Below are 24,566 nucleotides of genomic sequence, written 5' to 3'. Positions count from 1 at the left end.
GCCCATGCGCCTGAACGAAGTGATCTATTCCGATGCGCAGCCCATAGACGGCTATGGCGAGGGGTTCTTCCGCATCGGCGGTCAGGTGCATCAGGGCGGCGTGCTGACGTCAGCTGCGGGCACGGCGGCCTGGGACGGCATGGCCGACGCCGCGCCGCTGCTGGCGCTGGCCGGAGAGGTGGACGTGCTGTTCATCGGCACCGGGCCTGAGATCGCCCATATTCCTGCGGAGTTGCGTATAGCGCTGGAGGACGCGGGGCTGGGCGTCGAGGCAATGAATTCACCTGCTGCCTGCCGCACTTACAATGTGTTGTTGTCCGAAGGACGCAGGATTGCTTTGGCCGCCTTGCCGGTCTGAAGATGAATTTCTGATGTATTTGACCTGCCGCAAAGCGGGCATCTGCTGAATGGTCTTTTCATGCGCCGGAGCAATGGGATAAGCGAACCTCATGACATTGACTGTGACGGATTTGGGCGTGGCCCGCGGCGGCATCCCGGTGCTGGAGGGCCTGAGCTTTGCGCTGGAGCCCGGCACGGCGCTGATCCTGCGCGGCCCCAATGGCATCGGTAAGACCACGCTCTTGCGCACCGTTGCAGGCCTGCAGCCGCCGCTGAAGGGCCGGGTTGAGGGCGCAGAGGACCAGATTGCCTACGCCGCGCATTCCGACGGGCTGAAGCCGACGCTGACAGTGGCAGAAAACCTGACCTTTTGGGCCAGCGTCTTTGGCCGGGGCGGTATTGAACAGGCGCTGGACGGGTTCGATCTGCAAAGCTTGCGCGACCGGCAGGCGGGCGCATTGTCCGCCGGCCAGAAACGCCGTCTTGGCCTTAGCCGGATGCTGGTGACAGGCCGCCCCATCTGGATCATGGATGAGCCGACAGTGAGCCTTGATGTGAACTCCGTTGCCATGTTCGCGGATGCCGTGCGGGCGCATCTGGGGCAGGGCGGCTCTGCCCTGATTGCCACCCATATTGATCTGGGGCTGGAGGCTGAGGTTCTGGATGCCGGCCCCTACAAGGCCAAGCCGCCGGAGATCGACGATTTTGACGGAGGCTTCCTGTGATTGCGCTTCTTCTGCGGGATCTGAAACTGGCTTTCCGCGCGGGCGGCGGATTTGGCCTCGGTCTTGCGTTCTTTCTGATCGTGACCGTGATGGTGCCGTTCTCCGTCGGCCCGCAGTCCGAACTGCTGGCCCGCATCGCCCCGGGCGTGCTGTGGCTGGGGGCGCTGCTTGCGTGCCTGCTGTCGCTTGACCGTCTGCTGGCGCTGGACTGGGAGGACGGCTCGCTCGACCTCCTGGCCACTGCGCCGCTGCCGCTGGAAAGCACCGTCACGATCAAGGCGCTGGCGCATTGGATCACCACCGGCCTGCCGCTGGTTCTTGCAGCACCTGTGCTGGGGGTGCTGCTGAACCTGCCGCTGCAGGGCTTTCTATGGCTGGTGATCTCCCTGCTGCTGGGCACGCCTGCGCTGTCCGTCATCGGCACCTTCGGCGCGGCCCTCACCGTAGGCCTGAAACGCGGCGGCCTCTTGATGTCGCTCTTGGTGATGCCGCTCTATGTGCCGACGCTGATCTTCGGCTCCGAGGTCGCCCGCCGTGGTGCCGAAGGCATGGCGGTGCAGACTCCGTTGTTGCTGCTGGCTGGCATCTCTGCCGCCTCCATCGCTTTGCTGCCCTTTGCCAGCGCCGCCGTCCTGCGCGTCAATTTGCGCTAGGAAAATTGCCGGACCCGTGAATTGAGAAACCCGAGAACAAGAGCTAAATAGCCACCATGTCGATCTGGGAATACGCCAACCCGAAGAAGTTTCTGGCCACCTCCGAAAAGGTGATGCCGGCCCTCTGGATCAGCTCTGCGGTGCTGATCACCGTTGGCCTTGTCTGGGGGTTCTTCTTTACGCCGGATGACTACCGGCAGGGCTCCACCGTCAAGATCATCTTCCTGCATGTGCCCTCGGCGCTGATGGCGATCAATGCGTGGTTCATGATGCTGGTCGCCTCGCTGGTCTGGGTGATCCGCCGCCATCATGTCAGCGCGCTGGCGGCCCGCGCCGCTGCACCAGTCGGCGTGATCATGACCGTGATTGCCCTGATTACCGGCGCGATCTGGGGCCAGCCGATGTGGGGCACCTGGTGGGCCTGGGATCCGCGGCTGACGTCCTTTCTGGTGCTGTTCCTGTTCTACCTTGGCTATATCGCCCTGTGGGAAGCAATCGACAACCCGGATACCGCGGCCGACCTCACGTCGATCCTCTGCCTGGTGGGATCGGTCTTTGCCGTCCTCAGCCGCTATGCAGTGAACTTCTGGAACCAGGGGCTGCATCAGGGGGCGTCGCTGTCACTGGATGAGAAGGAGAACGTGCACGATGCTTTCTCTTCGCCGCTCTACGTCTGCATGGCAGGGTTTGTGCTGTTGTTCCTTGCCTTGGTGCTTTACCGCACCGGAACTGAAATCCGCGCCCGCCGCATCAAGGCTTTGATGGCGCGCGAACGGCTGGAGGCCTGATGCCCGATCTAGGAAAATACGCCGATACGGTGCTGTCGGCCTATGGAGCCTCGCTGCTGCTGCTGGCGGCACTGGTGGTGCTGACGATCCTGCGCGGCCGCAAGGTGCGCCGGGAGATGGAAACCCTTGAAACCCGGATGAAGCGCAATGGCTAAGATTTCTCCGCTGATGGCGGTTCCTGGCGTCGTGTTTGCAGGATTTGTCGGTCTGGCGCTGGTGGGTATGTTCCGTGAGGATCCCAACAGCCTGCCGTCTGCCCGCGAAGGCCAGCCAGCGCCGCCGGTGGTTCTGGATGAATTTCCGGGCAAGGAGATGTTCAGCGATGCCACGCTGCGCGACGGCACGGTAAAGCTGGTGAATTACTGGGCCAGCTGGTGCGCCCCTTGCCGCGCCGAGCATCCGAACCTTGAAGCTCTGTCGCAGGAGGGCATCCCGATCTACGGAGTCAACTACAAGGATCAGCTCGCCAATGCCGAGTCATTCCTGAACGAGCTGGGCGACCCTTATTCCGCGATAGGCCGGGACGAGAAAGGCCGGATGGCTATCGACTGGGGTCTTTACGGCGTTCCCGAAACCTATGTGGTGGACGGCAACGGCAAGATTGTGCTGCGGTTTGCCGGGCCAATCACGCAGCGGGTGATTGACAGCACCTTGCGCCCGGCGATGGAAAAGGCCGCAGCTCAGTAATCGGTGGGCGAAGCCGCCGGCGGGGTAATCAGCGTGAAGCTGCTGAATTCCGGTTCATCGGCCGACAGTTCATAAACCCGTTCCAGGTGGTCCTGCTTGGACCGCCAGATCAGATACTCGCTGAAGGCCTCTGTGGTTTCCCACCGTTGAAACACGGCGATTTCGTTCCGGTCCGGCGCCAGCATGGCTTCTGCCTGCAGGCATCCGGCGTGTTTCCGGACCTCTTCCACCATCTGTTTAATAAGCTTTGCCAGCTCTTCGAACTTCCCGGGCCGGGGGTGCATTCCAATAACTACAGCTTCCGCCATCGAAGCCTCCGGATCTTGTGAGTGCCGGTAGTTTTCCAGCAACCCGGAAATTTCCGGTAAATTTGCGATGGCGTTCATTTGAAAATACTCAGGTCCAGTTCCAGACCGGTGCCCAGCCAGATTCCGTGGTCCCGGTGATCAGCCAGATCCTCTCCGGTTTCGGGATGGGCAAAGACAATCAGACCGTTCCGGTTCAGCGCGAGCCACGGAAGAAGCGCGGTGAACTGTTCCGGCGTTGCGGCGAGCTGGCAAGACCACATGGGGTGCGGGCCGACGTTCTTTTCGTGCACGCGGCCCATCCCGACGCCGAAATGTTCGGCAGCCTGCTGGCAAAGATTGCGGGCCTGTTCCGCTGTCGCGGAGTTGAAATAGATATGGGCGTGATAGCCGCTGATGCTGTCTGTGTATTTCATGGTTGCAGTCTCCCAATACAGAAAGCCGCAGGCAAGGCAGCAGATCCGAACAGGTCCTGTGCAGCCGCCTGTCAGGGGACGGTATAGGTGCGGAAATCCTGTTCTTTGCGCATGGTGGCGCTCCGCGCGTCCAGATCACCGCGATCGGCCCGCCAGTTCAGGTATTGCTCCAAATGTTCCGGTGACTCCCACAAATGAAAGACAGCAATCTCGAAACGGTCGTGGTTCACACCGACGTGCGCTTCCAGGCAGCCGGGGAAGGCCAGGGTGTCCGGAAGCATTTTCAGAACGGCCTCTGCATGATCATCGAAAGTATCAATGTCCGGGTAAACAATTGCAAAAGCAGCCTCTTTCATATGGGCGTCCAGCCTTTCAGCGAACCGCTCGGGTTCTTAACCTGTATTTTGAATAGACATTTGCACAGGTAAACTGAACGGTACAGCCGGTAAAAGGCTCCGGCGATTCACCTAATGGGTGTATACAGGATACACTTCTTTTTACGATATCTTGCTGGCTTGCCCGATGCAGGCCGCGGGCAATTTTTGACAGACAGAAGAAAAACATGCACCCCACGGGGTGCATGCTCAAAAGCTTGGAACTGGCAGGCCTTACGACTTGGCCAGGTTGCGCAGCACGTAGTGCAGCACGCCGCCGTGTTCGATGTATTCGATCTCCGGCGCGGTATCGATGCGGCACTTCAGGGTGATTTCCTTCACGGACCCGTCGGCAAAGGTGATCGAGCAGGGCACTTCCTGCAGCGGCTGGATGGTGTCCAGGCCGCTGATCGAGACGGTTTCATCGCCGGTCAGGCCCAGCGACTTGCGGGTGTCGCCAGCGGTGAATTCGAACGGGATCACGCCCATGCCAACCAGGTTGGAGCGGTGGATACGCTCAAACGACTCGGCGATCACTGCCTTGACGCCCAAGAGTGCGGTGCCTTTGGCCGCCCAGTCGCGCGAGGAGCCGGCGCCGTACTGTTCACCGCCGAACACCACCAGCGGGGTGCCATTGGCCTGATGTGCCATCGAAGCGTCGTAGATCGAGGTCTGCTCGCCGTCGGGGCCTTTAGTGTAGCCGCCCTCGACGCCGTCCAGCATCTCGTTCTTGATGCGGATGTTGGCGAAGGTGCCGCGCATCATGATCTCGTGGTTGCCGCGGCGTGAGCCGTAGGAGTTGAATTCACGCGGCTGCACCTGACGCTCCAGAAGGTACTGGCCAGCAGGCGTGGTGGTGGCAAAGGAGCCCGCGGGCGAGATGTGGTCGGTGGTGACCATGTCGCCCAGAACCGCCAGAACCTTGGCGTTCTCGATGTTCGAGATGGTGCCCGGCTCGGTGCCCATGCCCTGGAAGTAGGGCGGGTTCTGGATGTAGGTCGAGGTCGCGGGCCAGTCATAGGTTTCCGCGTCGGTGGTTTCAACCGCCTGCCACTTCTCGTCGCCTTTGAAGACGTCGGCGTATTTCGACTGGAAGGCTTCGCGGGTGACGGTCTGCTCGACCAGCTCCGCAACTTCCCGGGTCGAGGGCCAGATGTCCTTCAGGTAGACGTCGTTGCCGTCCTTGTCCTGTGCGATCACGTCGGACGCCAGGTCGATGTCCATAGTGCCGGCCAGCGCATAGGCGACAACCAGCGGCGGCGAGGCCAGGTAGTTGGCGCGCACATCGGGGCTGATGCGGCCTTCGAAGTTGCGGTTGCCCGACAGCACGGAGGTTGCCACCAGGTCGCCCTCGGCAATCGCCTCGGAAATCTCCTGCTGGATCGGGCCGGAGTTGCCGATGCAGGTGGTGCAGCCGTAGCCCACGAGGTTGAAGCCGACCTTGTCCAGATCCTCTTGCAGGCCCGCGGCCTCCAGATAGGCGGACACCACCTGCGAACCCGGTGCCAGCGAGGTTTTGACCCAGGGCTTGCGGTCGAGGCCCAGGGCAGCTGCCTTGCGCGCAACCAGGCCCGCGCCGATCATCACATAGGGGTTGGACGTGTTGGTGCAGGAGGTGATCGAGGCAATCACGACCTTGCCCGATTCCATAGTGTAGTCTTCGCCCTTGACGGCGACTTCCTTGCACATCGGACGCTTGAAGGTCTCTTCCATCTCCTGGCGGAAGGCAGCCTTGGCGTTGGTCAGCGGCACATAATCTTGCGGACGTTTCGGGCCGGAGATGGCCGGAACGATGCTGCTCATGTCCAGCGACAGGGTGTCGGTGTAGACCGGTGCGTAATCCGCGCCGCGCCAGAAACCGTTTTCCTTGGCGTAGGCTTCGACCAGTGCGATGCGGTCTTCGTCGCGGCCGGTGTTGCGCAGGTAGCGCAGGGTTTCGTCGTCGATCGGGAAGAAGCCGCAGGTGGCGCCGTATTCCGGGGCCATGTTGGCGATGGTCGCACGGTCTGCCAGCGGCAGGCGGTCCAGGCCGGTCCCGTAGAATTCGACGAACTTGCCGACCACGCCCTTGGCGCGCAGCATTTCCACCACCTTCAGAACCAGGTCGGTGCCGGTGGTGCCTTCGACCATTTCGCCGGTCAGCTCAAAGCCGATGACTTCGGGGATCAGCATGGAGATCGGCTGGCCCAGCATCGCGGCTTCGGCTTCGATGCCGCCAACGCCCCAGCCCAGCACCGCGGCGCCGTTGACCATGGTGGTGTGCGAGTCGGTGCCGACCAGCGTGTCCGGATAGGCGACTTCCTCGCCGTTCTGGTCCACGTCGGTCCAGACGGTCTGGGCCAGGTATTCCAGGTTCACCTGATGGCAGATGCCGGTGCCCGGCGGCACGACGCGGAAGTTGTTGAACGCATTCTGGCCCCACTTCAGGAACTGGTAACGCTCCATGTTGCGCTCGTATTCACGGTCCACGTTCATCTGGAACGCGCGCGGATTGCCGAACTCGTCAATCATCACCGAGTGGTCGATCACCAGGTCAACCGGAACCAGCGGGTTGATCTTGGCGGCAGAGCCTTTCAGGCCGACGATGCCGTCGCGCATGGCGGCCAAGTCGACAACGGCGGGAACGCCGGTGAAGTCCTGCATCAGCACGCGGGCAGGGCGGTAGGCGATCTCACGCGGGTTCTTGCCGCCGTTGGCGCCCCATTCGGCAAAGGCCTTGATGTCATCGGTGGAGACGGAGAAGCCGCCATCCTCGAACCGCAGCATGTTTTCCAGCACCACTTTCAGTGCGGCGGGCAGCTTGGAGAAGTCGCCAAAGCCGGCCTCGGTGGCGGCGGGAATGGAGTAATAGGAGATCGACTTGCCGTTGACGCTGAGCGTTTTGCGCGCCTTGGCATTGTCCTGTCCGACGGTGATAGGCATGGTTGGCCTCCCTCAAGAATTTGAAATCCGGGAATTCGCTGCCTGCTAAATGCATGAGGAAGATGAAGCATTCAATAGCCCAAACGCCGCAGGCGGCACTTTTGTATGCGATTGTACACATTTTTTGCGGAGCAATGCCTCAGGCTGCCCTCAAAAATGATTGATTGGCCAGTTTGCGGGCAAGCCTTTAGACCTGATGCCTGACACACAGAGAAGGCGATTCATGAAATTCCTGCTCCCGATCGCGGCCATGCTGGGCCTTGCCATGCCGGTTTACGGCCAATCCGCAGATGAGCCTGTTGTGGTTGAACTCTATACCTCGCAGGGCTGCTCGTCCTGTCCGCCCGCTGATGCGCTGCTTCATGAGCTTGCGGCGCGGCAGGATGTTCTGCCGCTGGCGCTGCACGTGGATTACTGGGACTACATCGGCTGGAAGGACAAGTTCGCCGACCCGTCCCACACGAAACGTCAAAAGGGGTATGCCCAGGCAGGCGGGCGGCGGATGATCTATACCCCGCAGATGATCATAATGGGGCAGGATGACGTGGTCGGCGCTGATACGCTGGCGGTTGATACGGCGATTGCCCGGCACCAGAGGGCGCCGCGCCCTGTATCGCTCAGTGTCAGCCGGTCTGGCGGGGATCTGGTGATCCGGCTGGAGCCGCGGGCGCAGATGGCGCCCGGTCCCTTTCTGGTGCAGCTGGTACGGTTTACGCCAGAGCGCAAGGTCAGCATCACCCGCGGCGAGCTGGCGGGCAAATCCTTCACTTACGCCAATGTGGTGGAGGACTGGCAGGTCGCCGCAAACTGGGACGGTGCCGGCAGTCTGGAGATCTCTGTTCCCGTCCCCGGCAGCAATCCCGCCGCGGTTCTGGTCCAGGCTGCGCCGTTCGGCAAAATCATCGCAGCGGCACGGGCCGACTGAAGACCTGCTTCAGTCTACCGGGCTATCTGACTGCCGGGCCGCCTTGCCGACCGGCACATAAGGTTTCCAGCGGCGGTGAATCCAGAACCACTGCCCGGTGTGTTCGCGGACAATCGCTTCCAGATCTGCGCTCAGAGCCTTGGTCATGGTCAACGGATCCGACGGCGGAACCTCGGCGTTCATGACGATCTCGAAATCCAGACCGTTTTCCTGCCGCACGGCGTAAACCGGAATCAGCGCAGCGCCGAATTTCAACGCCAGTTCTGCAGGCACGGTGGATGTGACGGCCGGCTTGCCGAAAAAATCCACCAGCTGGCCGCCCTGGGCATGCAGATCCGTGACAATAGCAGCGATGCCGCCTTTCTTCAGGTGGCGCACCAGTTCCACCATGCCGCGCTTGCCCTGTTCGAACATCGGCTCGCCGTTCTTTTTGATGGCGTCAACATAATGTTCGTTGAAATACGGGTTGGCCATCCGGCGGTACAGGGCGCCCATTTCGTGGCCGCGGGCCACAAGCGCGGCGCGGGCCGCATCGTAGTTGCCGAAATGGGCGGTCGCCAGAAGCACGGGCCGGCCGTCAGCCCGGGCGGTTTCCAGCGCTATCAGGCCGGGACCGGTGATCGGCGCGGACTTGGCCCGTTCGTGAAAGGGCTTGCCAGCGTAAATTTCCGCAATCATCCGGCCGGCGTTGTCGCTGACATCGCGGTACAGGTCAGCCGGGTCCAGGTCCGACAGTTCCGGGCTGACAAGGTTCAGGTTGTCGCGCACCCGCTTGTCAAACCGCGCCAGCCGGCCCATGGCAGTGACCAGGCGGCCCATCATAGGCACCCGCAAGCGATAGGGTATCAGTCCGGCGCCCAGCAGTAGGCCGCGCAGGAACAGGTTGCTGCCAAAGTATTTGACATGGCTCCAGGTGGAGAGCTCGGAAGGATCTGCGGGCATGGCGTCTGGATATCTGCGGCGCGGAACTGCGCCCGGAAGCTTGCATCATACGCAGCGGCGGCGGCGGGTACAAGCAGCTCGCAAAGGTGGTGCGGCTCGGCGGCGACTCGAATCCGGCTCCTGGTTCAACGCTTTGCGGCAATCACGCTTGCTGGATGTCAGCCGCTGCCTTGCTCTTCGTCTTCCTCCAGAGACTTGAGTTCAATTTCGCCGGTGGCAACCAGATCGCGCATGGCGCTGATAATCAGGCTGTAGGCTGCCTCGCCATCGCTGCGTTTGACCTTGCCGCGCTCGGCCACTTCCTCGCGGATGTTGTCGGCCATCCGGCTCGACATGTTCTTGAGCAGAAACTCGGAGGTGGCGACATCTTCCTCGTCGGTGGCAAAGGCGATGGCGGTCACCAGATCCGGCTGGGACAGAACCCGGATCAGCTTGGGCACGTCCAGCGGTTTCATCCGTTCGGAGACCAGCGCATACGTGAAGATTGCCTTGCGCACGGAAACGGCGAATTCCTCGTCCTCCTCGTCCAGTGCTGTCAGCACCTCATCGCGCTTGGCTGCGGCAGCCTCGGTCAGGACGGCGCCCAGGCGCTGGCCTGGTGTCTGGTCAAAGGCAAGATCAGGCCGCGCCTCCACCTGGGCAGCGAGAGACAGGCCGATGCGGTCCACCGTGTCCGGCGTCACATTGGCGGTCTGGCTGACAGCATAGGTGATGCGGCGCGCCACCGGCCCAGGCAGATGGATCAGCATCTGGGCCGCCTTTGCGGTATCCAGCTTGGATAACAGCACGGCGGCAACCTCTGTGCTTTCGGCCTGGGCCAGTTCAGCCAGATCCTCAGGCGGCAGCTGCTTCAGCCGCTCCCAGGGGTCGCCGAACTGGCGCACCCCGGCCTCGCGGCGCAGGCGGGTATGGGTGTGGCGGCTGATCTTGCCTTCCATCGCGCTGAGGGCGCCTGCCAGCCCGTTGGGAAAATGCAGGCCGACATTGTCGAGCAAATCAGCAAATTCACCTGCGACGGAATTCAGCGTATCCCGGTCGACAATCCGCATCCGGCCCATCTGCTGGGTCAGTTCCAGCTGCAGGTCGTCGGGCAGTTCCTCCAGCGGGATTTCAGCGCCTTCGTTCAGCAGCAGCCGGACGATGATGGCGGCCTTCGCCTTGCCGCTGAGGCCAGAGGCTGCTGCGGGATTGGCCAGCGCACCGCCGCCCATACCTCCGCCGAAGCCGCCTGCGTCCAAGCCGCCCAGAGGCGCCGGAGCGGCGAAATCGCCCATGTCCATACCGCCCATTCCGCCCATGTCGCCCCCGCCCAGATCCATCGGAAGCGCCAGCATATCGTCTTGAGGCATTCTCGCACCCTAGAAAAGATTCTTCTCAATCATTCAGGGGCAGGATAGGCCGCAAGCCGTAAAGAAAGGCTGAAGCCTAGTAGCTGTAGGAGGTGCCCGTCTCCAGCGCGCTGCGCAACGAGGCCTCGGCCCAGCTGCCGTCGCCGCCACGGGCGCGGATTTCCTTCCATTGAGCAAGCGCTGCGCCGTAATTTCCCTGTTCAACAAAGCCTTGGCCCATGTAGGAGCGCGCCAGGATGTTGTCAGGGTCTTGCGCCAGCGCCTGATCATAATAGGCCTGCGCCAGGTCCTGATTGCCCAGCTTGCGGTGGGTGAAGCCCCAATAGGTCAGCACCATGCTGTCGTTCTGGTCAGCCAATGCGCTCAGCACCGCCTGGGCGTCCTCCTGGCGTCCGGCATAGGCCAGTTCCCGGACCGCATCCAGCAGCCCTTCCTGATTCAGCGAGGATTTCCGCGGCCGCACGCAGCGTTTCTTTTCCTCGTCCCACACCCGCTTGCCTTTGCAAGTCTTGGTGGTCTCGGAGGGTTTCGGCGGGTTCCAGTCGTTGCCGCTGGCAGCAAGGGCAGCAACAGGCAGGATCAAGGCGGCGGCCAGGGCGAAAATGCGCATCTCAAGCACTCCAAATGCAATGTCTTGCTTATACTATCCTCTGAATCACGGCTTGGATCTGTATTTTTGTTCACAAAGGCGTTTGCCCCGGTGGCAGGATCACCCGTCAAGAGGCTGGGAAAAGGCCCGCGAGAGCCGTGTTTCCAGCAGACCGGATTTTTTGCGCAAGAATGAGCTGCGCCCGAAGGCCTCATCTGTTATTTTCACGTAATCAATCAGCAGGCGGCCGCGCATGCAGCAGGTCAGCAACGGCGAGATTATCTCCATATTGTATTTTCTGAAGAACATGTCCCGGGACTGCCGGCGGATACCATCAGGCCCGACATCCTCATGGTTTGCAGGATGGAAGATATCCATCTTCAGCATGTCCACGATGTCGTAAACCGCCAGTTTGGTGCAGGCTTCGGTAAAGTCTAGACCATGGCTTGTGCCTTGCCCCAAAATCAGGTTGCCGCCATGGAAATCTCCATGGCTGAAGACCTCTCTACAGAAAGATTCAGCAAGGGCCTGAATGTCCTGCCTCAGTTTTTCCAGATAGGCAGACACCCTTGCAGGACTCGCCTGTGTGGAACCGGCTTGGGCAAGGGTTTCAATTTCCTCCAGCATCCAGTTGAGGTGCACCTTTCGGCGTTGCGGCGGCTTGCAAGCGTGCAAATGGTTCAGCCACTCGCCGCAGCGGCGATAGACCTGACCGGCCTGAAGGTCATCGCAGCCTGAGTAAATTTTCGCTTTGGCGGTTTTGCCTTCGAGAAATCCGGTGACATGAAAGTGCCCGCGTTCAGAAAGATAGACCGGCTGGACGAGAGAAACCCGCGGTTCCTTCGCAAAGTGTGGGCCAAGCTCCTTGAGAACACGGAATTCCTTGATCAACCGCGTGGCATTTTCAGCAGTATCCAGTTTTAGGACCAACGGAGTGCCTGACGGCCGCACAAGAGTAAAAACCATGCGCTCATTGCCGAAATCCGCAGACCGGTACAGGCAGGAAATGAAGAATTCGTCATTTGTTCCGGTTGCTTCCGCGAATTCATCTACGCAGGAACGAACAAGATTTTCGTCAAAATCAGCAAAAGCAAGCATCGTCCAAGCAATGTCCAATATGCGCCTTGGGTCCTTGGTGCCTTACCACGAGTAGGAAAATTTGGGTTAAAAAAAACGCCCCGTCAGGCTGACGGGGCGCTGAAGATCCAATGCTGCGGGCGGGCTTACTCGCCGAAAACGCGCTTGAAGATCGTGTCGACATGTTTGGTGTGGTAGCCCATGTCGAATTTCTCGTTGATCGCCTCTTCGCCAAGGGCAGCAACCACATCGGCATCCGCCAGCAGCAGCTCGCGAAAATCGACGCGCTCTTCCCAAACTTTCAGGGCGTTGCGCTGCACCATGGAATAAGCGTCCTCGCGGCTGACGCCCGCTTGGGTCAGCGCCAGCAGCACCCGCTGCGACATCACCAAGCCCGGGAATTTGTTCATGTTGTCCAGCATGTTTTCCGGGAACACCAGCATCTTGTCGACAACACCGGCCAGGCGGTGCAGGGCGAAATCCAGGGTGATGGTCGCATCCGGGCCGATGCCGCGCTCGACGGAGGAGTGCGAGATGTCGCGCTCATGCCACAGCGCCACGTTCTCCATCGCGGGGATCACCGCCATGCGCACCAGGCGCGCAAGGCCGGTCAGGTTTTCGGTCAGAACCGGGTTTTTCTTGTGCGGCATCGCCGAGGAGCCCTTCTGGCCCATCGAGAAAAACTCCGCGCCTTCCAGCACCTCGGTGCGCTGCATGTGGCGGATTTCCACCGCAACGTTTTCGATCGAAGACGCGATGACGCCCAGGGTGGCAAAGAACATCGCGTGGCGGTCGCGCGGGATCACCTGGGTGGAGATCGGCTCGGGGCGCAGGCCCAGCTGTTCGCAGACGTGCTCTTCGACCGCCGGGTCGATGTTGGCGAAGGTGCCGACCGCGCCGGAGATCGCGCCGGTGGCGACTTCCCAGCGGGCCTTTTCCAGGCGGTTCTTGTTGCGGTCCATTTCCGCATAGAAACGGGCAAAGGTCAGGCCCATGGTGGTGGGTTCGGCGTGGATGCCGTGGGAGCGGCCGACGCGCACGGTGTTCTTGTGCTCCAGCGCGCGTTTCTTCAGCGCGGCCAGAACCTTGTCCATCCCATCGAGCAGGATGTCGGCGGCGCGCACCAGCTGCACGTTCAGGCAGGTGTCCAGCACGTCCGACGAGGTCATGCCCTGGTGCACGAAGCGCGCTTCCTCAGAGCCGACATGCTCCGCCAGATGGGTGAGGAAGGCGATCACGTCATGCTTGGTGACGGCCTCGATCTCGTCGATGCGGGCGACGTCGAATTCCACGTCCTTGGCTTTCCACACAGCGTCAGCGTTCTCGCGCGGGATCACGCCGAGGTTGGCCATGGCTTCGCAGGCATGCGCCTCGATCTCGTACCAGATCTTGAATTTGGTCTCGGGCGACCAGATTGCGACCATCTCGGGGCGGGAATAGCGGGGGATCATGGGCGAAGGCACCTTTATGTGATTGCGCAGCAGATGCCCGGCCTCTTAGATCAGCAGCGACAGGACAGCAAGGCTGGGAGAGGGCCATGAGGCAGTTTGCCCTGATGATTGCGTTATCATCTGCGGTTTCGCCGGTTTGGGCCGGCGAATGGCGGGTATTGAACGGTGAGGAAGTGCAGGCGGCGCTGGAAGGGCGCAAGCTGGTTTACGGCAGCGGCGCCTGGCAGGAGTTCCGCACCTCAGGCCGGACGCTTTATAACGCAGGCCATGACAGCTGGGGCTACTGGGGCGTGCGGGACGGCAAATACTGTTCCACCTGGCCGCCGTCGGATCTATGGGCCTGTTATGCGCTGGAAAGTGACGGCCTTTCGGTACGGTTTGTCGGCGAAGGCGGTGAGATCACCACCGGCCGGTACGCTGAAACCGCGGAGTGAGGCGGCGCGAAGACCCTTACGCTGAAAACCGGAGTGTTCACAGCAGACGCGAGCAACCGTCCAAGCCGGGTTAGCTGCCGCGTAAGTGCGCCAGGAGCTGCGCGTTGCGGCAGTAGGACGGTGCCTCAGCCAGCTTTGTTGTCTCCCGCTGCAAGTCACTGCAGCCATCCTGATTGCGGCAGGTGCTGCAGCGCAGGACCGCGCGCATGTACTTCTGGCCCTGACCTTGCGGATCGCCTGTAACCATTTCGCCATAATCGATGCCCAGACGGCTGGCCATGCCCTGCACCAGATCGCTGCTGCGCCCGAGTTTTGCAAAAAGTCCCATGTGTCTCCTCCTAAGCCCGGCCGCCGCCGGGGTGGACACAGCATGAACGGGACCGCGGTCCGGCACTTTGATGTGGCGCAAATTCCGCAGCAGTCAGGCTCTCCCGCCTGCGCTGCGGCCTTCTTGCGAAGACCTGCCGCAGTTGGGCCCGGCGCCGCGCATGGCGCGGCGCCGGGCCCAAGGCTGCTGATGGTGCAGGTCTCCTGGACCCTCCAGGCGCGGGAGCACTGCCGGAGGTCCGGTGTGTCAGATCGCGGGCTGCTGCGTGGCCTCCAGCCGGGTCACCACCTTGGCGCCGCTTTCCAGCGTCCGGTGGACCGGGCATTTGTCGGCGATTTCCAGCAGCCGCGCGCGCTGCTCGCCGCTCAGGGGGCCGCAAAGGCGCACCACCCGGGTGAACTGGTCGATCTTGGCAGGCCCCGAGGGCAGCGCGTCCTGGGCATGCACCTTATCGTGGCTGACATCGACGCTGATCCCCTCCAGCGGCCAGCCCTTGCGGCGCGCATACATCCTGAGCGTCATCGAGGTGCAGGCGCCCAGGCCCGCGGCGACGAAGCCATAAGGAGACATGCCTCGGTTGGTGCCGCCATAGGCCAGGGGCTCATCGGCGAAAGCATGGTGGTAGGGGCCGGATTGCACATCCTGCAGGAAACCCTCCGGGTCCGCCTCCGTCACCCGCAGGATGCCTTCAGGCGCACCGGGCGGCGGCGCGGGCGGGGTCATTCTGACATAGCGCCCGGCCCATGCGGCGATGACTTCTGCCGCGTATTCGGCATCCGCCGCGCGGGAAATCAGGTGGTCGGCGTCATCCAGGGTGACAAAGCTCTTTGGGTGTTTGGCGGCGGTGAAGATCGAGGCGGCATTGTCGATGCTTACGGTCTCATCCCGGGGCGCATGCAGCACCAGCAGCGCCGCCTTCAGCTCCGCAATCGCTGGTGCCAGCGCCTCGGCGTGGATATCGTCGACAAACTCCTTGCCGATGACAAAGGGCCGCCCGCCCAGGCAAACCTCGGCCCGGCCCTTGGCTTCGATCTCCGGCAGGGCGGCATCGAAGTGGTGCGAGACATGGCCCGGATCAAACGGCGCCCCGAGCGTAACCACCCCCTTGACCGACGGGATGCCCGCGCGCGCGCGCAGCACCGCAGCACCGCCGAGCGAATGGCCGATCAGCAGCGCCGGCGCCATGTTGCGCGCTGCCAGGTACTGCGCCGCCTTGATCAGGTCCGCCACATTGGAGCTGAAGGTGGTGTTTTCAAACTCGCCTTCCGAATGGCCCAGCCCGGTGAAATCGAACCGCAGGACCGCAATTCCCATTGCCGCCAGCCGCCCGGCAATCCGCCGCGCAGCGGGAATGTCCTTGGAGCAGGTGAAGCAATGGGCAAACAGTGCGGTGGCCAGCACCGGCCCCTCCGGCAGGTCGAGTCGGGCAGCAAGGGTGTTTCCGGCGTGGCCGGTGAAGGTGATCCGTTCCGTGGGCATGGGCGTGGCCTTTGTTGGGTGTTCCGCATAGATTGAGCGCTCATTTGGTCCGGAACAAGGCAGCGGGCCGGAACGTCACGGGAAGGTGAAGCGAGATGAGCAGCAGCGCCATTCAAGGCATCGGATGTTACAGCCCGCAAACCGCGCGGGACCGGGAGATGTGGCAGCGGCTGTCAGAATTTTGCGCCAGCGAGCCGCAGGCGTTTGGCCGCCATCCGGAAACCGGCCACGTGACCGGATCCGCCTTTGTGCTGTCACCGGACATGCAATGCGTGCTGCTGACCCATCACAAGAAGCTGGGGCGCTGGTTTCAGCTGGGCGGCCATTGCGACGGAATTGCCGATGTGCCGTTTGTGGCGCTGAAGGAAGCTTACGAGGAAAGCGGCCTCAACCGGATCAGGCCGCTGTCGGCGCAGATATTCGATGTCGATATCCACGAAATCCCGGCCAATGCCCGTGACTGCGCGCATCTGCACTATGACGTGCGCTACCTGTTTCGGGCTGAGGCAGGGGAGATCATCCCCAGCGATGAATCCCACGCCCTGGCCTGGGTTCCGCTGACACAGCTGGAGGAAGTCACCGACTCGCCCGGCGTTCTGGTGCTGCGCGGCAAGCTGGAACCGTTCCTGACGTCGCATTGCTAAACGGAGGCGCCTGACGGCGCCGCAGGCTGTCCCGGCCCCTCCTTGCGGGAGGGACCGGCTGTTCGGGATCAGGCCTCGCCCAGCAGCGCCTTGTCAAAGGGATAGCTGGTCAGGTTCTCATACCCGTTCTCAGTGATCAGCACCTGATCCTCCAGCTTGATCGAGAAGTCGCCGCCCTCAGGCGAAACCAGCGCCTCGACGCACAGCACCATGCCCGGCTCCAGCTCATAGTCGAAGGCGCCTTCGACCATCTGATCCGGATAGGCCACCAGCGGCCATTCATCACACAGGCCGACGCCGTGCATCATGCAGCCGTATTTCTGCTTCTGAAACTGAGCGTCCAGAGGGTGGCAGCCGCGTGACAATTCCTGAATGTTCACGCCCGGTTTCAGCATCTCCATGTTGTGGCGGATGTGCTCCAGCCCGTGCTGCATGGCATAGATCATGTCAGGCCGCGGCTTCTGATCGCCGATCCACCAGCTGCGGGAAATGTCGATGCAGATCCCGTAGGAGCCGACCAGATCAGTGTCAAAGCTGATCATTTCGTTGTTCTGGATGATGCGGGGGCCGCATTCCTGAAACCACGGGTTGGTGCGCGGACCTGAGGCCAAGAGCCGGGTTTCGATCCATTCGCCGCCGCGGCGGATGTTTTCCGCGTGCAGCACCGCCCAGACGTCATCCTCGGAGATATTGCCGCCTGGGATCTGCTCGCGGGCAAATTTCTCCATCGCTGCCACGGCTGTTTCGCAGGCGTGGTGGGCGCAGCGCATCGCCAGGATCTCATCCGGGCCTTTCACTGCGCGGCATTTCTCGGTCAGCTCCTCGCCGGGGAAAATCTCCAGACCCTGCGCCTCAAGTGCGCGCAGCCCGTGCAGCATGACCTTGTCCACCGCCAGCCGTTTGTTGCTGCCGCTGTGTTCCTCCAGCAGGATGCGCACCTCGTTGGAGAACTTGTCGGCGGCCACATCGATCTTGTCGCCGCGGTCGAAATAGAACAGGTCGGCGCCTGCGCGCTGTTCGCGCACCAGCGGGTTGAACTCGCTGAGGAACGGTGACTGCTTGTAATCCCACAGCACCATATAGCCGTCGGCGCAGATCAGCAGCGCACGGAACGGGTTGTGGGTGTTCCACAGCTGCATGTTTGTGCTGTCGGTGGCATAGCGGATGTTCAGCGGATCGAACACCAGGAGGCCGCCATAGCCGCGGTCGTTTATGAAGCGCGTCAGCCGTTCCCAGCGGAACTTGCGCAGCGCCTGCAGATCGGGCAGCTGCAGCCCGGCCTCGGCCCATTCACCAAAGGCCAGCTGCGTCGGGCCGATTTCGACCCGGTCGTTGTCGTTGGGGGTATTGTCGCCCAGTTTGGCGCCGCGGGTGGGATCAATCTTTCGGATGTCGCGGTAATGCTCGTTCATGCCGGGAGTCCTTGCTGCACAGTCCTGTACAGTCTGCAGCAAGGGTGCCGGCGGATTCGCTGCTGAAAGCGACGGATTTTACCGTCGTTTCTGACCTGCGGCAGCGATGCAGCGGCAGGGGAGCCATGCCCCCCCTGCCATGTGCCTGGCATTACGGCAGAAGCGGACGGGCGGCCTGAACCATGCCTGCGCTTTCGAGGTAAAGGAGCAGCGCGGTCAAAAACAGCAGATGGCTGATGAGCCGCAGCCGCCGCGGGCGCGTCAGCGTCAGCGTCATTGCGGCCAGCGCAGACGACTGCACCTGCCGGCTCCATTTCGCCCGCAGAACCGGGAGAAAGGCGGAGACGCGCAACCCGCTCCAAGACCTGCCGGAGGCCTGCGCGGTCATGCTCTCCGCCTTGCGGATTTCGGTCTCCTGAAAGGCGCGGTCGCAATGCGCGTCCAGAACCAGCGCGGTTTGATCCACCGGCGTAAAACAGTCTTTGCCGCGGGGCCTTGGCCGGACCTTCCCGACCGTTTCGGGCGGGCGGGCTGCGGCAGCCGCAGCGGCAGCAACAGGTTGGCTGCTGGAGCCTGCTTCGGGTTCAAACGCGCTCAGGAACTGTTCGCAGGTCAGCGCGATACCGGTGTCGAGCCATTCAACAAACGTTGCCTCAACCGTGTCCAGCAGGCGGCGCAGAATCTCAGCCAAAAGCAGTTCCGAGATTTCTTGATCGCAATAGCCGGGAAAGGCCGGGGCCAGCGACAGATCCAGCAGGGCCGAAGGCTGCATCACGCTGCCGGGCAGCTTGCTGGCGCGGCGCAGGGGAACCCGGCGCAGGCGCACGGAGACCAGGTAATGATCGCATTGCAATTGGGCGGTGTTTTCCGCACGTGCCGTGATCATCTCCGCCGGATGGCCAAAATCATCCAGCGTGTCCACAACTGCGGTAACCGCAGCCGAAAGAGTATTGCCGTCGCGGCATTCCAGCCCGAGCCGGCCTGTATATTGCACGTTCTCTGCCACTGTCCGGATCCTCCATTCTGGGTGCCGACAGAGAAACTCTAAAATTTGAAGTAGTTGAAAGTGGGGCACTGAGGGCTGAATTCAAGCAGAAGAGGCCGGGTCCGCGGGTTGAATTGAGGCGGCCTGCAAGGCTTTGAATTTAAACAAATTTGCGTAAATTTTTCAGAAGCAGTTGCCAGGAATGCGGCTCAACTGTGACGGTAGCCGGTCACATTGATGCCCCAAGGCCTACAATAGCGCCGGAATCGCGCGCACTGTTCGGTTGGCTCGCCTGCAACGCAAAACGCCCGCCAAACGGCGGGCGCGATTCCCAGTTTTCAGATTTGCGGCCAAACGCCTTCAGCCGTCGATCTGGCGGCCCATGATCGCCAGCGACTGCTGGTATACGGTGGCGGCGTTCCATTCCTTCAGAACGCGGTAATTCGGCTCGCCCTCCTGGTAGCCTTTGCCGGGTTTCCAGCCTTTCTGACGCAGATAATTGGCAGTGGAAGCCAGAGCGTCGCCCATGTTGTAGAAATCGACACGCCCGTTGCCGTCCCAGTCGACGCCGTACTCCAGCGCATTGCCGGGCAGGAACTGTGTATGGCCCAATTCGCCGTGCTTGGCGCCCAGGGTGCCGGGCGTGATGGCGCCCTGATCCACCAGCTTCAGCGCGCCCAAGGCGTGCGGCCGGAAGAAATCTGAACGGCGGCAATCATAGGTCAGCGTCACGATGGCAGAGACCACCTGGCTGTCGCCCATGTAATTGCCAAAGGCGGTTTCCATCCCATGGATCGCAATCAGGATACCCGCGGGCACGCCGTATTTGCGTTCCAGGGCTGTATAGAAATCCGGGTTGCGTGCTTTGCGCTTGCGGCCCTGCGCCACGATGGTGGCAGAGCCGCGGATCTGCATGAACTTCTCCAGTGAGTATTTGAAGCTCTTCTGGTTGCGGTCTGCGGAGATGGTGCGGCGGGCGTATTGCGCATTGGCCAGCGCCTGAAGACCTGCCTTGCGCACACCCGCGCGTTCCGCTTCGCGCTGAAATTCCTGTTTCCAGGCGTCAAACCCGGCAGACGTATTGCCGCAGGTCGCGGCGAGGGCAGGGGAAGCAAGCAGGGCGGAAATCAGGGCAGGGGCAATCAGCCGGCGCATGAAGAAAACTCTCGAAATGTGACTCGTGACTTGCAGCCTAACGCGCCGGCAGCCCTTGTCTAACGGGAAAAGCAGCCATTGCTTCCCATTTCTTCAGGCAAAGGCGCTGCCGGCAGCCAGTGCCAGCCCGTCAGCAACCGCCGTCATGGCATTTCCCGTTTCAAGCCGGGCATTTGGGCACAAGCTGCGCATTTCCGCCTGCACCGCTGCCAGCAGCGAAGAGCCGCCGACCAGAACAACCCGATCCACCTTGCCGGGCGCAATCCCGGCCTGCGCCAGTGTCTCTGCCGCGCAGGCACCGATGGCGGTGGTCTGTTCCGCCAGGGTCTGGGTCATGGCCTCGCCCGCCAGCGGCACCGACAGGCCGCGCTCCAGAAGTTTCAGGTCAATGAGGGCCTGGGCATCACTGCCATTGGCGCGGATCTTGCCGTGCTCCACCGCAAAGGCCAGCTCATGGCCCAGTTCGTCCTCCAGCACTGCGACCAGCCGCGCCAGCCTCTCCGGCTCCTCTGCATTGGCCGCCAGGTCCTTTGCTGCCCGGCGGCTTTCCGGCGCATAGAGGAAGGGGATCATCTGCCAGGTTGCCAGATCGTTGAACAGCCGGTTCGGCGCCGGCAGCGTGCCACCTCCAAATGCATTCCGGATCTGGCTGCCCCGGCCCAGCAATGGCATCACATGGTGGATGCTCAGCTGCCGGTCAAAATCGGTGCCGCCCAGCCGCACGCCATGCGAGGCGAGGATACAGGTGGCGCCATCCCCGTCCTGTTCAAACGCGGTAAAGTCCGAGGTGCCGCCGCCGATGTCGACGATCAGTCCCAGGCCGGGCGCCGGGGCGGCGGCGTGCAGCGCGGCCTCCGGTTCATACATGAACATCACATCCCGAAACCCGGCCTCCAGGTAGCAGGCGCGCAGGTCGGCCTCTGCCTGTGCGTTGCGCGCCTCGTCCTTGGAATGGAACCGCACCGGCCGCCCTGACAGCGCATGGGTGAACTCCATATGCGTCGCCGCCTCGGCCCGCCGCTTCATTTCTGCCAGGAACCGCGCAATGAGGGTGGCAAAACTGATCCGCTCACCGCCCAGCCGCCGCTCTTCCTGCAACAGCGGTGTGCCCAGCAGGCTCTTCAGCGCCCGCATGAACCGTCCTTCGTCGCCATTGATCAGCGCCCGGGTGGCACTGTGGCCGATCCGCATGGCGCGGCTGCCCTCCTCAAAGAACACCGCGGTGGGCAGGGTTTTCTCGCCCGGCTCCATCTCCACCAGCCAGGGGCGGCCCGCAACGGCAATCCCGGCCGCCGAGTTGGAGGTGCCAAAGTCGATGCCAAGGGTGTTCGGAATGGTCACGGCGCGCTCCTGTTCAAACGGGGGAGCGGACCGCACTACCGGGTCCGGCGGCACCATGCAAGCGCAAGCGCGCTGCTGCCTTTCAGGCGCAGAGTTTCAGAACATCCTTGCGCTTCATATAGGGCCGCGCCGGAGTGCCATAGAGACCGGCCGCAGTCTGCTCCTGCAGCGCAACCCGCGCCAGGGACGGGAACAGCATCAGCAGCTCGTTCAGCGCAGGCCGGTCCAGCGCATTCAGCGCCATCGGGCCGGGGTAGAAGGATTCCGTCGGCGCGCCTTCGGCAAAGATCACCTCGTGGCGGTCGAACATGATGTGGATATAGGTCACCTGCTCGCAGCGGCGGTCGACACGCGCGACCTGGCCGCCCATCGCCTCAGCTGCGTGTTTGGCGCGAACCAGATGCTCGCGGCCTTTGCCCAGGACGGCAAAGGCGTGCTGCGGAGACACCCGGATCGTGCGGCGGTTGCCAAAGGCGTTCTTGCGGATCACCACCGGGCGCAGTTCCGGATGCCGGGCCAGATCCAGCTGGGTCAGGCTGCGGCTGCCGGTCCAGCGCACCGGCTGGTATCCGTTGTCCGCAGTCAGCACCATATCGCCGGGTCGGATGTCCTCGACCGCGACCTCACCCCGGTCCGTTGCAATCAGGATGCCAGGGGTGAAGCAGGGAATGCCGATGGCGCGCATTTCCTGCAGGCTGTCGACCTGGTCCGGCGTAACGCCCCGCAGGGTCACGCTTTCGCCGTTGGGGAAGGTCAGGATGGCATCGCCGGTGCCGTCGCCGTTGGTGTCCGTGACCGTGACATCCCAGGCATTGACCGGGTTGCCTTCCGCATCGGTCAGGCTGGTGACATCGAATTGGTCGTAACCGGTAATGGTGCCGTCGCCATTGTCAGTCGGCGCCGCAAAATCATGAACCGTGTCATTGCCGCTGCCGTCTGCCAGCACAATGGTATCTGCATCACCATCGCTATCGCCCAGGTGCAGCTCGTCGTTGCCGGTGCCGCCGGTGATCGTATCCGCACCGTCGCCGCCAAATACGGTATCATTGCCTTCGCCGCCATCAATGACATCGGCTGAGGTGTCGGCATCCACCGGAACCTGATAGTCGGCATCCACACGGTCTGAGGCCAGATTGGTATTGTCGATGGATACGCTGTCGAGGCTGACAGAGACAATCGGCTGGCTGGTCAGCAGCGTGTTGTCAGCATTGTCCGTCATCTCCGGCGCCAGGTAGACCTCGCCGGTGGTGGTTTGAAACACCACTGCAGTGAAGCTGCCGGTGGTTCCGTCGGCAAAGGTCACGGTGGCATTGTAAACCTGATTGCTGTCCGCAAAATAGGTCACACCGTCAATGGTGAAGGCCTCTGGCGTGCCGCCGCTGTCGTTGTCGTTGACGCTGGTGTTGCCATCCGTGTCAGTGGTGACCATGGTCTGCAAGTTGTTGTGCAACTCAGACCCTTCACCGCCGTAAGTACCCAGCAGGCTGCCGGCGTTTTCGCTGATTCCGTTGGTTTCGTCCGGGTCGATATCGGCAAAACTGCCCAGGCTGATAACCGTGAAGGTGTTGCCAACGGTGCTTGAGCCGCCAGTGCCTGCGCTGCTCAGTCCCGGGTCTCCGCCGTAAATCAGATCATCGCCTGCACCGCCGTTGATGGTGTCGCTGCCGCCGCCGCCATAGATCGTATCGTCGTTTGTGCCCGTGGCATTGTCATTGTTGTCGACACGGTCATCCTCCGGGTCGCCGGTATAGCTGCCATCGATCAGGTCGCCGCCGGTGGTGCCTTCGACAATGTAATCCGAATTTGCCGCATCGCGGAAATCCAGGTCATGCACCAGAGGTGTGGCGCCGGACCCGTCCGCGGCGGTGTCGTTGTCGCTGTCGGCCAGGGTAAAGCTGCCGCTGCCGGTAACGTCGGCGTCGTTCACATCGTGACCGGTGACGTCATCCACGGCATCCATGATGCCGTCGCCATCGGAATCGCCTGAGGCATCGATCACCGATTGATCCACACCGTGCCCGGCTTCTTCGGCATCGGTCAGCCCGTCGTTGTCTGAATCGGTATCCAAGTAATCCGCGACGCCGTCGCCGTCGGTGTCTGCCGGCGTCAGCCCGCCGGTCTCATAGGCATCATCCAGACCGTCGCCGTCGCTGTCCGTCCCGGAAGGGGCAACGTAACTGCCGGTGGCCTGGGCCTCGACGTTGTCGGTGATGCCGTCATTGTCACTGTCCAGATCCAGGTGATCGGCAATGCCGTCGCCATCACTGTCCCGGGTTGTGACCGTGGTCTCGACGGTAAATGTCTCGGTGACGCTGGAGCCGAAGTTCGGGTTGGCGCCGGAATCGACCACGGTGACGCCATCCACCTTGATCGTATAGCTGGCTGTGTCGCTGCCGCTGATGCCGTCGCCGAAATTGTCAAAAACGGTAAAGGAGTATTCGCCGGTCTGCGGGATGGCGATGTTGGTGAACTCGACTGAGCTGTTGATGGTGGAGTCGCTGGCAATCAGCGTTCCGTCCGGCGCGCGCAGTTCCCAGCGGGTGTTGTCGCTGTCTGCCCATTCATCACCGTCAAAGGTGATGGTTATGGTGCTGGGGGTGCTCTCGCTGTAGCCTTCCTCAGTGTCCAGAATACCGTCACCGTCTGAGTCCAGGTCATCGCCGTCTGCGACGCCGTCGCCGTCCGTGTCCGGCTCCGGAATGGTGAAGCTCAGATCGCTGATGCCGGAGCCGCCGGTTGTCGACCCGTCCGGACCGGGCTCGAATATCAGCTCAAGCCCGGACACCAGGCCGCTAAGGGTCAGGTCGACGTCATTGGCCGTCGTGCCTGCGGAAATGATCGAGACGGACCCGTCGGGGTTGGTGACCACATTCTCGTCGTCGATACCGCTGAGGCCGGCAATGACATCTGAGGCCGGCAGCAGATCGCCGTTTTCGTCATAGGCGTAGATGGTCCACTGGTCATCATAGGTGGAGCCGCCGTCATCGTTGACATGGTTGAAGGTGAAGGACAGATCCTGCACCGGCTCGGAGAACTGATACTCAGCGGAAATCGGGTCAGCGGTGGCAAAGGCCCCGAATTCAGAGACGTTCTGGCCGTTCTGGCTGTCATCCCAGGCATTGCCGGTGAAGGTTGCGGTCACAGTCGTGCTGTTGCCGTTTTCGGAAATGACTGTGCTGCCGCTTTCCGCGGTGCCGTCGCCGGCGGTCAGCCAGATTGCATTGTCGAGAATAGCCAAAAGCCAAC

General features: G+C 62.2%; 25 protein-coding genes. 9 read left to right on the top strand and 16 right to left on the bottom strand.

What is annotated here, in order from left to right; translation table 11 throughout:
- Nucleotides 1–4 precede the first annotated feature (4 nt).
- From K3725_RS09480 to K3725_RS09455, 6 genes are all read left to right on the top strand, one after another.
- Nucleotides 5–358, top strand: coding sequence for an Mth938-like domain-containing protein (locus tag K3725_RS09480; protein WP_260018513.1), 354 nt, complete (start codon nt 5–7; stop codon nt 356–358).
- Nucleotides 359–449: 91 nt separating this feature from the next.
- On the top strand, nt 450–1,064 hold the full coding sequence (gene ccmA, locus K3725_RS09475; protein ID WP_260018512.1) for a heme ABC exporter ATP-binding protein CcmA: 615 nt from the start codon (nt 450–452) through the stop codon (nt 1,062–1,064).
- Entirely contained in the window at nt 1,061–1,717 is a 657-nt protein-coding gene (ccmB, locus tag K3725_RS09470) for a heme exporter protein CcmB (RefSeq protein ID WP_260018511.1), read from the top strand. The genes ccmA and ccmB overlap by 4 nt, the downstream gene beginning before the upstream one ends.
- Nucleotides 1,718–1,773: 56 nt before the next feature.
- The gene (locus tag K3725_RS09465; protein WP_039182598.1) at nt 1,774–2,505 is read left to right on the top strand and encodes a heme ABC transporter permease; all 732 of its coding nucleotides are present in this window, start codon (nt 1,774–1,776) and stop codon (nt 2,503–2,505) included.
- Entirely contained in the window at nt 2,505–2,660 is a 156-nt protein-coding gene (gene ccmD / locus K3725_RS09460) for a heme exporter protein CcmD (protein WP_260018510.1), read from the top strand. The genes K3725_RS09465 and ccmD overlap by 1 nt, the downstream gene beginning before the upstream one ends.
- Nucleotides 2,653–3,192: a DsbE family thiol:disulfide interchange protein gene (locus tag K3725_RS09455; RefSeq protein ID WP_260018509.1), complete on the top strand. Its 540-nt coding sequence runs from the start codon at nt 2,653–2,655 to the stop codon at nt 3,190–3,192. The genes ccmD and K3725_RS09455 overlap by 8 nt, the downstream gene beginning before the upstream one ends.
- Here K3725_RS09455 and K3725_RS09450 read toward each other — a convergent pair.
- From K3725_RS09450 to acnA, 4 genes are all read right to left on the bottom strand, one after another.
- The gene (locus tag K3725_RS09450) at nt 3,186–3,500 is read right to left on the bottom strand and encodes a putative quinol monooxygenase (protein ID WP_260018508.1); all 315 of its coding nucleotides are present in this window, start codon (nt 3,498–3,500) and stop codon (nt 3,186–3,188) included. The two genes, K3725_RS09455 and K3725_RS09450, sit on opposite strands and share 7 nt — an antisense overlap.
- 74 nt (nt 3,501–3,574) lie before the next feature.
- Entirely contained in the window at nt 3,575–3,913 is a 339-nt protein-coding gene (locus K3725_RS09445; protein ID WP_260018507.1) for a DOPA 4,5-dioxygenase family protein, read from the bottom strand.
- 71 nt (nt 3,914–3,984) lie between these two features.
- Nucleotides 3,985–4,269 carry an antibiotic biosynthesis monooxygenase gene (locus tag K3725_RS09440; RefSeq protein ID WP_260018506.1) on the bottom strand — a complete coding sequence of 95 codons (285 nt, stop codon included), beginning with the start codon at nt 4,267–4,269 and terminating at the stop codon, nt 3,985–3,987.
- 252 nt (nt 4,270–4,521) lie between these two features.
- Nucleotides 4,522–7,209 (bottom strand): aconitate hydratase AcnA, encoded by a 2,688-nt coding sequence (gene acnA / locus K3725_RS09435; RefSeq protein WP_260018505.1) that lies wholly within the window; start codon nt 7,207–7,209, stop codon nt 4,522–4,524.
- A gap of 223 nt (nt 7,210–7,432) precedes the next feature.
- On the opposite strand from acnA, the gene K3725_RS09430 reads away from it, so the two are divergent.
- Nucleotides 7,433–8,134 carry a thioredoxin family protein gene (locus tag K3725_RS09430; RefSeq protein WP_260018504.1) on the top strand — a complete coding sequence of 234 codons (702 nt, stop codon included), beginning with the start codon at nt 7,433–7,435 and terminating at the stop codon, nt 8,132–8,134.
- A 9-nt stretch (nt 8,135–8,143) separates the two neighbouring features.
- On the opposite strand, the gene K3725_RS09425 is transcribed toward K3725_RS09430, so the two are convergent.
- The 5 genes from K3725_RS09425 to purB all read right to left on the bottom strand — a co-directional run bounded on the left by K3725_RS09425 (nt 8,144) and on the right by purB (nt 13,542).
- Nucleotides 8,144–9,076 (bottom strand): lysophospholipid acyltransferase family protein, encoded by a 933-nt coding sequence (locus tag K3725_RS09425; RefSeq protein ID WP_260018503.1) that lies wholly within the window; start codon nt 9,074–9,076, stop codon nt 8,144–8,146.
- A 158-nt stretch (nt 9,077–9,234) separates the two neighbouring features.
- Nucleotides 9,235–10,425: a flagellar motor switch protein FliG gene (locus K3725_RS09420; protein WP_260018502.1), complete on the bottom strand. Its 1,191-nt coding sequence runs from the start codon at nt 10,423–10,425 to the stop codon at nt 9,235–9,237.
- 76 nt (nt 10,426–10,501) lie between these two features.
- Nucleotides 10,502–11,035, bottom strand: a complete 534-nt coding sequence (locus tag K3725_RS09415; RefSeq protein WP_260018501.1) for a tetratricopeptide repeat protein — start codon at nt 11,033–11,035, stop codon at nt 10,502–10,504.
- A 99-nt stretch (nt 11,036–11,134) separates the two neighbouring features.
- Complete coding sequence (locus tag K3725_RS09410; RefSeq protein ID WP_260018500.1) at nt 11,135–12,112, bottom strand: aminoglycoside phosphotransferase family protein; 978 nt, start codon at nt 12,110–12,112, stop codon at nt 11,135–11,137.
- 125 nt (nt 12,113–12,237) lie between these two features.
- Entirely contained in the window at nt 12,238–13,542 is a 1,305-nt protein-coding gene (purB, locus tag K3725_RS09405) for an adenylosuccinate lyase (RefSeq protein ID WP_260018499.1), read from the bottom strand.
- An 86-nt stretch (nt 13,543–13,628) separates the two neighbouring features.
- Here purB and K3725_RS09400 point away from each other — a divergent pair, with 86 nt between their 5' ends.
- The gene (locus K3725_RS09400) at nt 13,629–13,976 is read left to right on the top strand and encodes a hypothetical protein (RefSeq protein WP_260018498.1); all 348 of its coding nucleotides are present in this window, start codon (nt 13,629–13,631) and stop codon (nt 13,974–13,976) included.
- A 70-nt stretch (nt 13,977–14,046) separates the two neighbouring features.
- Here K3725_RS09400 and K3725_RS09395 read toward each other — a convergent pair whose 3' ends face one another.
- Both K3725_RS09395 and K3725_RS09390 read right to left on the bottom strand, forming a co-directional pair.
- Entirely contained in the window at nt 14,047–14,304 is a 258-nt protein-coding gene (locus K3725_RS09395) for a DUF6455 family protein (RefSeq protein WP_260018497.1), read from the bottom strand.
- Nucleotides 14,305–14,550: 246 nt separating this feature from the next.
- Nucleotides 14,551–15,783, bottom strand: a complete 1,233-nt coding sequence (locus K3725_RS09390; RefSeq protein WP_260018496.1) for a bifunctional alpha/beta hydrolase/OsmC family protein — start codon at nt 15,781–15,783, stop codon at nt 14,551–14,553.
- A gap of 95 nt (nt 15,784–15,878) precedes the next feature.
- Here K3725_RS09390 and K3725_RS09385 point away from each other — a divergent pair, with 95 nt between their 5' ends.
- Nucleotides 15,879–16,427, top strand: coding sequence for an NUDIX hydrolase (locus K3725_RS09385; RefSeq protein WP_260018495.1), 549 nt, complete (start codon nt 15,879–15,881; stop codon nt 16,425–16,427).
- Between the two features lie 68 nt (nt 16,428–16,495).
- On the opposite strand, the gene dddP is transcribed toward K3725_RS09385, so the two are convergent.
- The 5 genes from dddP to K3725_RS09360 form a co-directional block, all read right to left on the bottom strand.
- A complete protein-coding gene (dddP, locus tag K3725_RS09380; RefSeq protein ID WP_260018494.1) occupies nt 16,496–17,839 on the bottom strand; it encodes a dimethylsulfonioproprionate lyase DddP in 1,344 nt (447 codons plus the stop codon).
- A gap of 151 nt (nt 17,840–17,990) precedes the next feature.
- Nucleotides 17,991–18,845 (bottom strand): hypothetical protein, encoded by an 855-nt coding sequence (locus tag K3725_RS09375; protein ID WP_260018493.1) that lies wholly within the window; start codon nt 18,843–18,845, stop codon nt 17,991–17,993.
- A gap of 339 nt (nt 18,846–19,184) precedes the next feature.
- Nucleotides 19,185–19,979 carry a lytic transglycosylase domain-containing protein gene (locus K3725_RS09370; RefSeq protein WP_260018492.1) on the bottom strand — a complete coding sequence of 265 codons (795 nt, stop codon included), beginning with the start codon at nt 19,977–19,979 and terminating at the stop codon, nt 19,185–19,187.
- 93 nt (nt 19,980–20,072) lie between these two features.
- Nucleotides 20,073–21,320: an Hsp70 family protein gene (locus K3725_RS09365; protein WP_260018491.1), complete on the bottom strand. Its 1,248-nt coding sequence runs from the start codon at nt 21,318–21,320 to the stop codon at nt 20,073–20,075.
- A gap of 82 nt (nt 21,321–21,402) precedes the next feature.
- Nucleotides 21,403–24,558, bottom strand: coding sequence for a Hint domain-containing protein (locus K3725_RS09360; protein ID WP_260018490.1), 3,156 nt, complete (start codon nt 24,556–24,558; stop codon nt 21,403–21,405).
- Nucleotides 24,559–24,566: the final 8 nt, after the last annotated feature.

This window comes from Leisingera sp. S132 (genome assembly GCF_025144465.1).
Lineage (GTDB): Bacteria > Pseudomonadota > Alphaproteobacteria > Rhodobacterales > Rhodobacteraceae > Leisingera.
Note: the sequence above shows the minus strand (reverse complement) of the source record. Positions and strands in the feature narration are given on the sequence as shown.

Excerpts from the sequence above, each read along its gene's own strand:
- K3725_RS09480 (WP_260018513.1), top strand. The coding sequence starts at position 5 with ATGCGCCTGAACGAAGTGATCTATTCCGATGCGCAGCCCATAGACGGC.
- ccmA (WP_260018512.1), top strand. The coding sequence starts at position 450 with ATGACATTGACTGTGACGGATTTGGGCGTGGCCCGCGGCGGCATCCCG.
- K3725_RS09465 (WP_039182598.1), top strand. The coding sequence starts at position 1,774 with ATGTCGATCTGGGAATACGCCAACCCGAAGAAGTTTCTGGCCACCTCC.
- ccmD (WP_260018510.1), top strand. The coding sequence starts at position 2,505 with ATGCCCGATCTAGGAAAATACGCCGATACGGTGCTGTCGGCCTATGGA.
- K3725_RS09455 (WP_260018509.1), top strand. The coding sequence starts at position 2,653 with ATGGCTAAGATTTCTCCGCTGATGGCGGTTCCTGGCGTCGTGTTTGCA.
- K3725_RS09450 (WP_260018508.1), bottom strand. The coding sequence starts at position 3,500 with ATGGCGGAAGCTGTAGTTATTGGAATGCACCCCCGGCCCGGGAAGTTC.
- K3725_RS09445 (WP_260018507.1), bottom strand. The coding sequence starts at position 3,913 with ATGAAATACACAGACAGCATCAGCGGCTATCACGCCCATATCTATTTC.
- K3725_RS09440 (WP_260018506.1), bottom strand. The coding sequence starts at position 4,269 with ATGAAAGAGGCTGCTTTTGCAATTGTTTACCCGGACATTGATACTTTC.
- acnA (WP_260018505.1), bottom strand. The coding sequence starts at position 7,209 with ATGCCTATCACCGTCGGACAGGACAATGCCAAGGCGCGCAAAACGCTC.
- K3725_RS09430 (WP_260018504.1), top strand. The coding sequence starts at position 7,433 with ATGAAATTCCTGCTCCCGATCGCGGCCATGCTGGGCCTTGCCATGCCG.
- K3725_RS09425 (WP_260018503.1), bottom strand. The coding sequence starts at position 9,076 with ATGCCCGCAGATCCTTCCGAGCTCTCCACCTGGAGCCATGTCAAATAC.
- K3725_RS09420 (WP_260018502.1), bottom strand. The coding sequence starts at position 10,425 with ATGCCTCAAGACGATATGCTGGCGCTTCCGATGGATCTGGGCGGGGGC.
- K3725_RS09415 (WP_260018501.1), bottom strand. The coding sequence starts at position 11,035 with ATGCGCATTTTCGCCCTGGCCGCCGCCTTGATCCTGCCTGTTGCTGCC.
- K3725_RS09410 (WP_260018500.1), bottom strand. The coding sequence starts at position 12,112 with ATGCTTGCTTTTGCTGATTTTGACGAAAATCTTGTTCGTTCCTGCGTA.
- purB (WP_260018499.1), bottom strand. The coding sequence starts at position 13,542 with ATGATCCCCCGCTATTCCCGCCCCGAGATGGTCGCAATCTGGTCGCCC.
- K3725_RS09400 (WP_260018498.1), top strand. The coding sequence starts at position 13,629 with ATGAGGCAGTTTGCCCTGATGATTGCGTTATCATCTGCGGTTTCGCCG.
- K3725_RS09395 (WP_260018497.1), bottom strand. The coding sequence starts at position 14,304 with ATGGGACTTTTTGCAAAACTCGGGCGCAGCAGCGATCTGGTGCAGGGC.
- K3725_RS09390 (WP_260018496.1), bottom strand. The coding sequence starts at position 15,783 with ATGCCCACGGAACGGATCACCTTCACCGGCCACGCCGGAAACACCCTT.
- K3725_RS09385 (WP_260018495.1), top strand. The coding sequence starts at position 15,879 with ATGAGCAGCAGCGCCATTCAAGGCATCGGATGTTACAGCCCGCAAACC.
- dddP (WP_260018494.1), bottom strand. The coding sequence starts at position 17,839 with ATGAACGAGCATTACCGCGACATCCGAAAGATTGATCCCACCCGCGGC.
- K3725_RS09370 (WP_260018492.1), bottom strand. The coding sequence starts at position 19,979 with ATGCGCCGGCTGATTGCCCCTGCCCTGATTTCCGCCCTGCTTGCTTCC.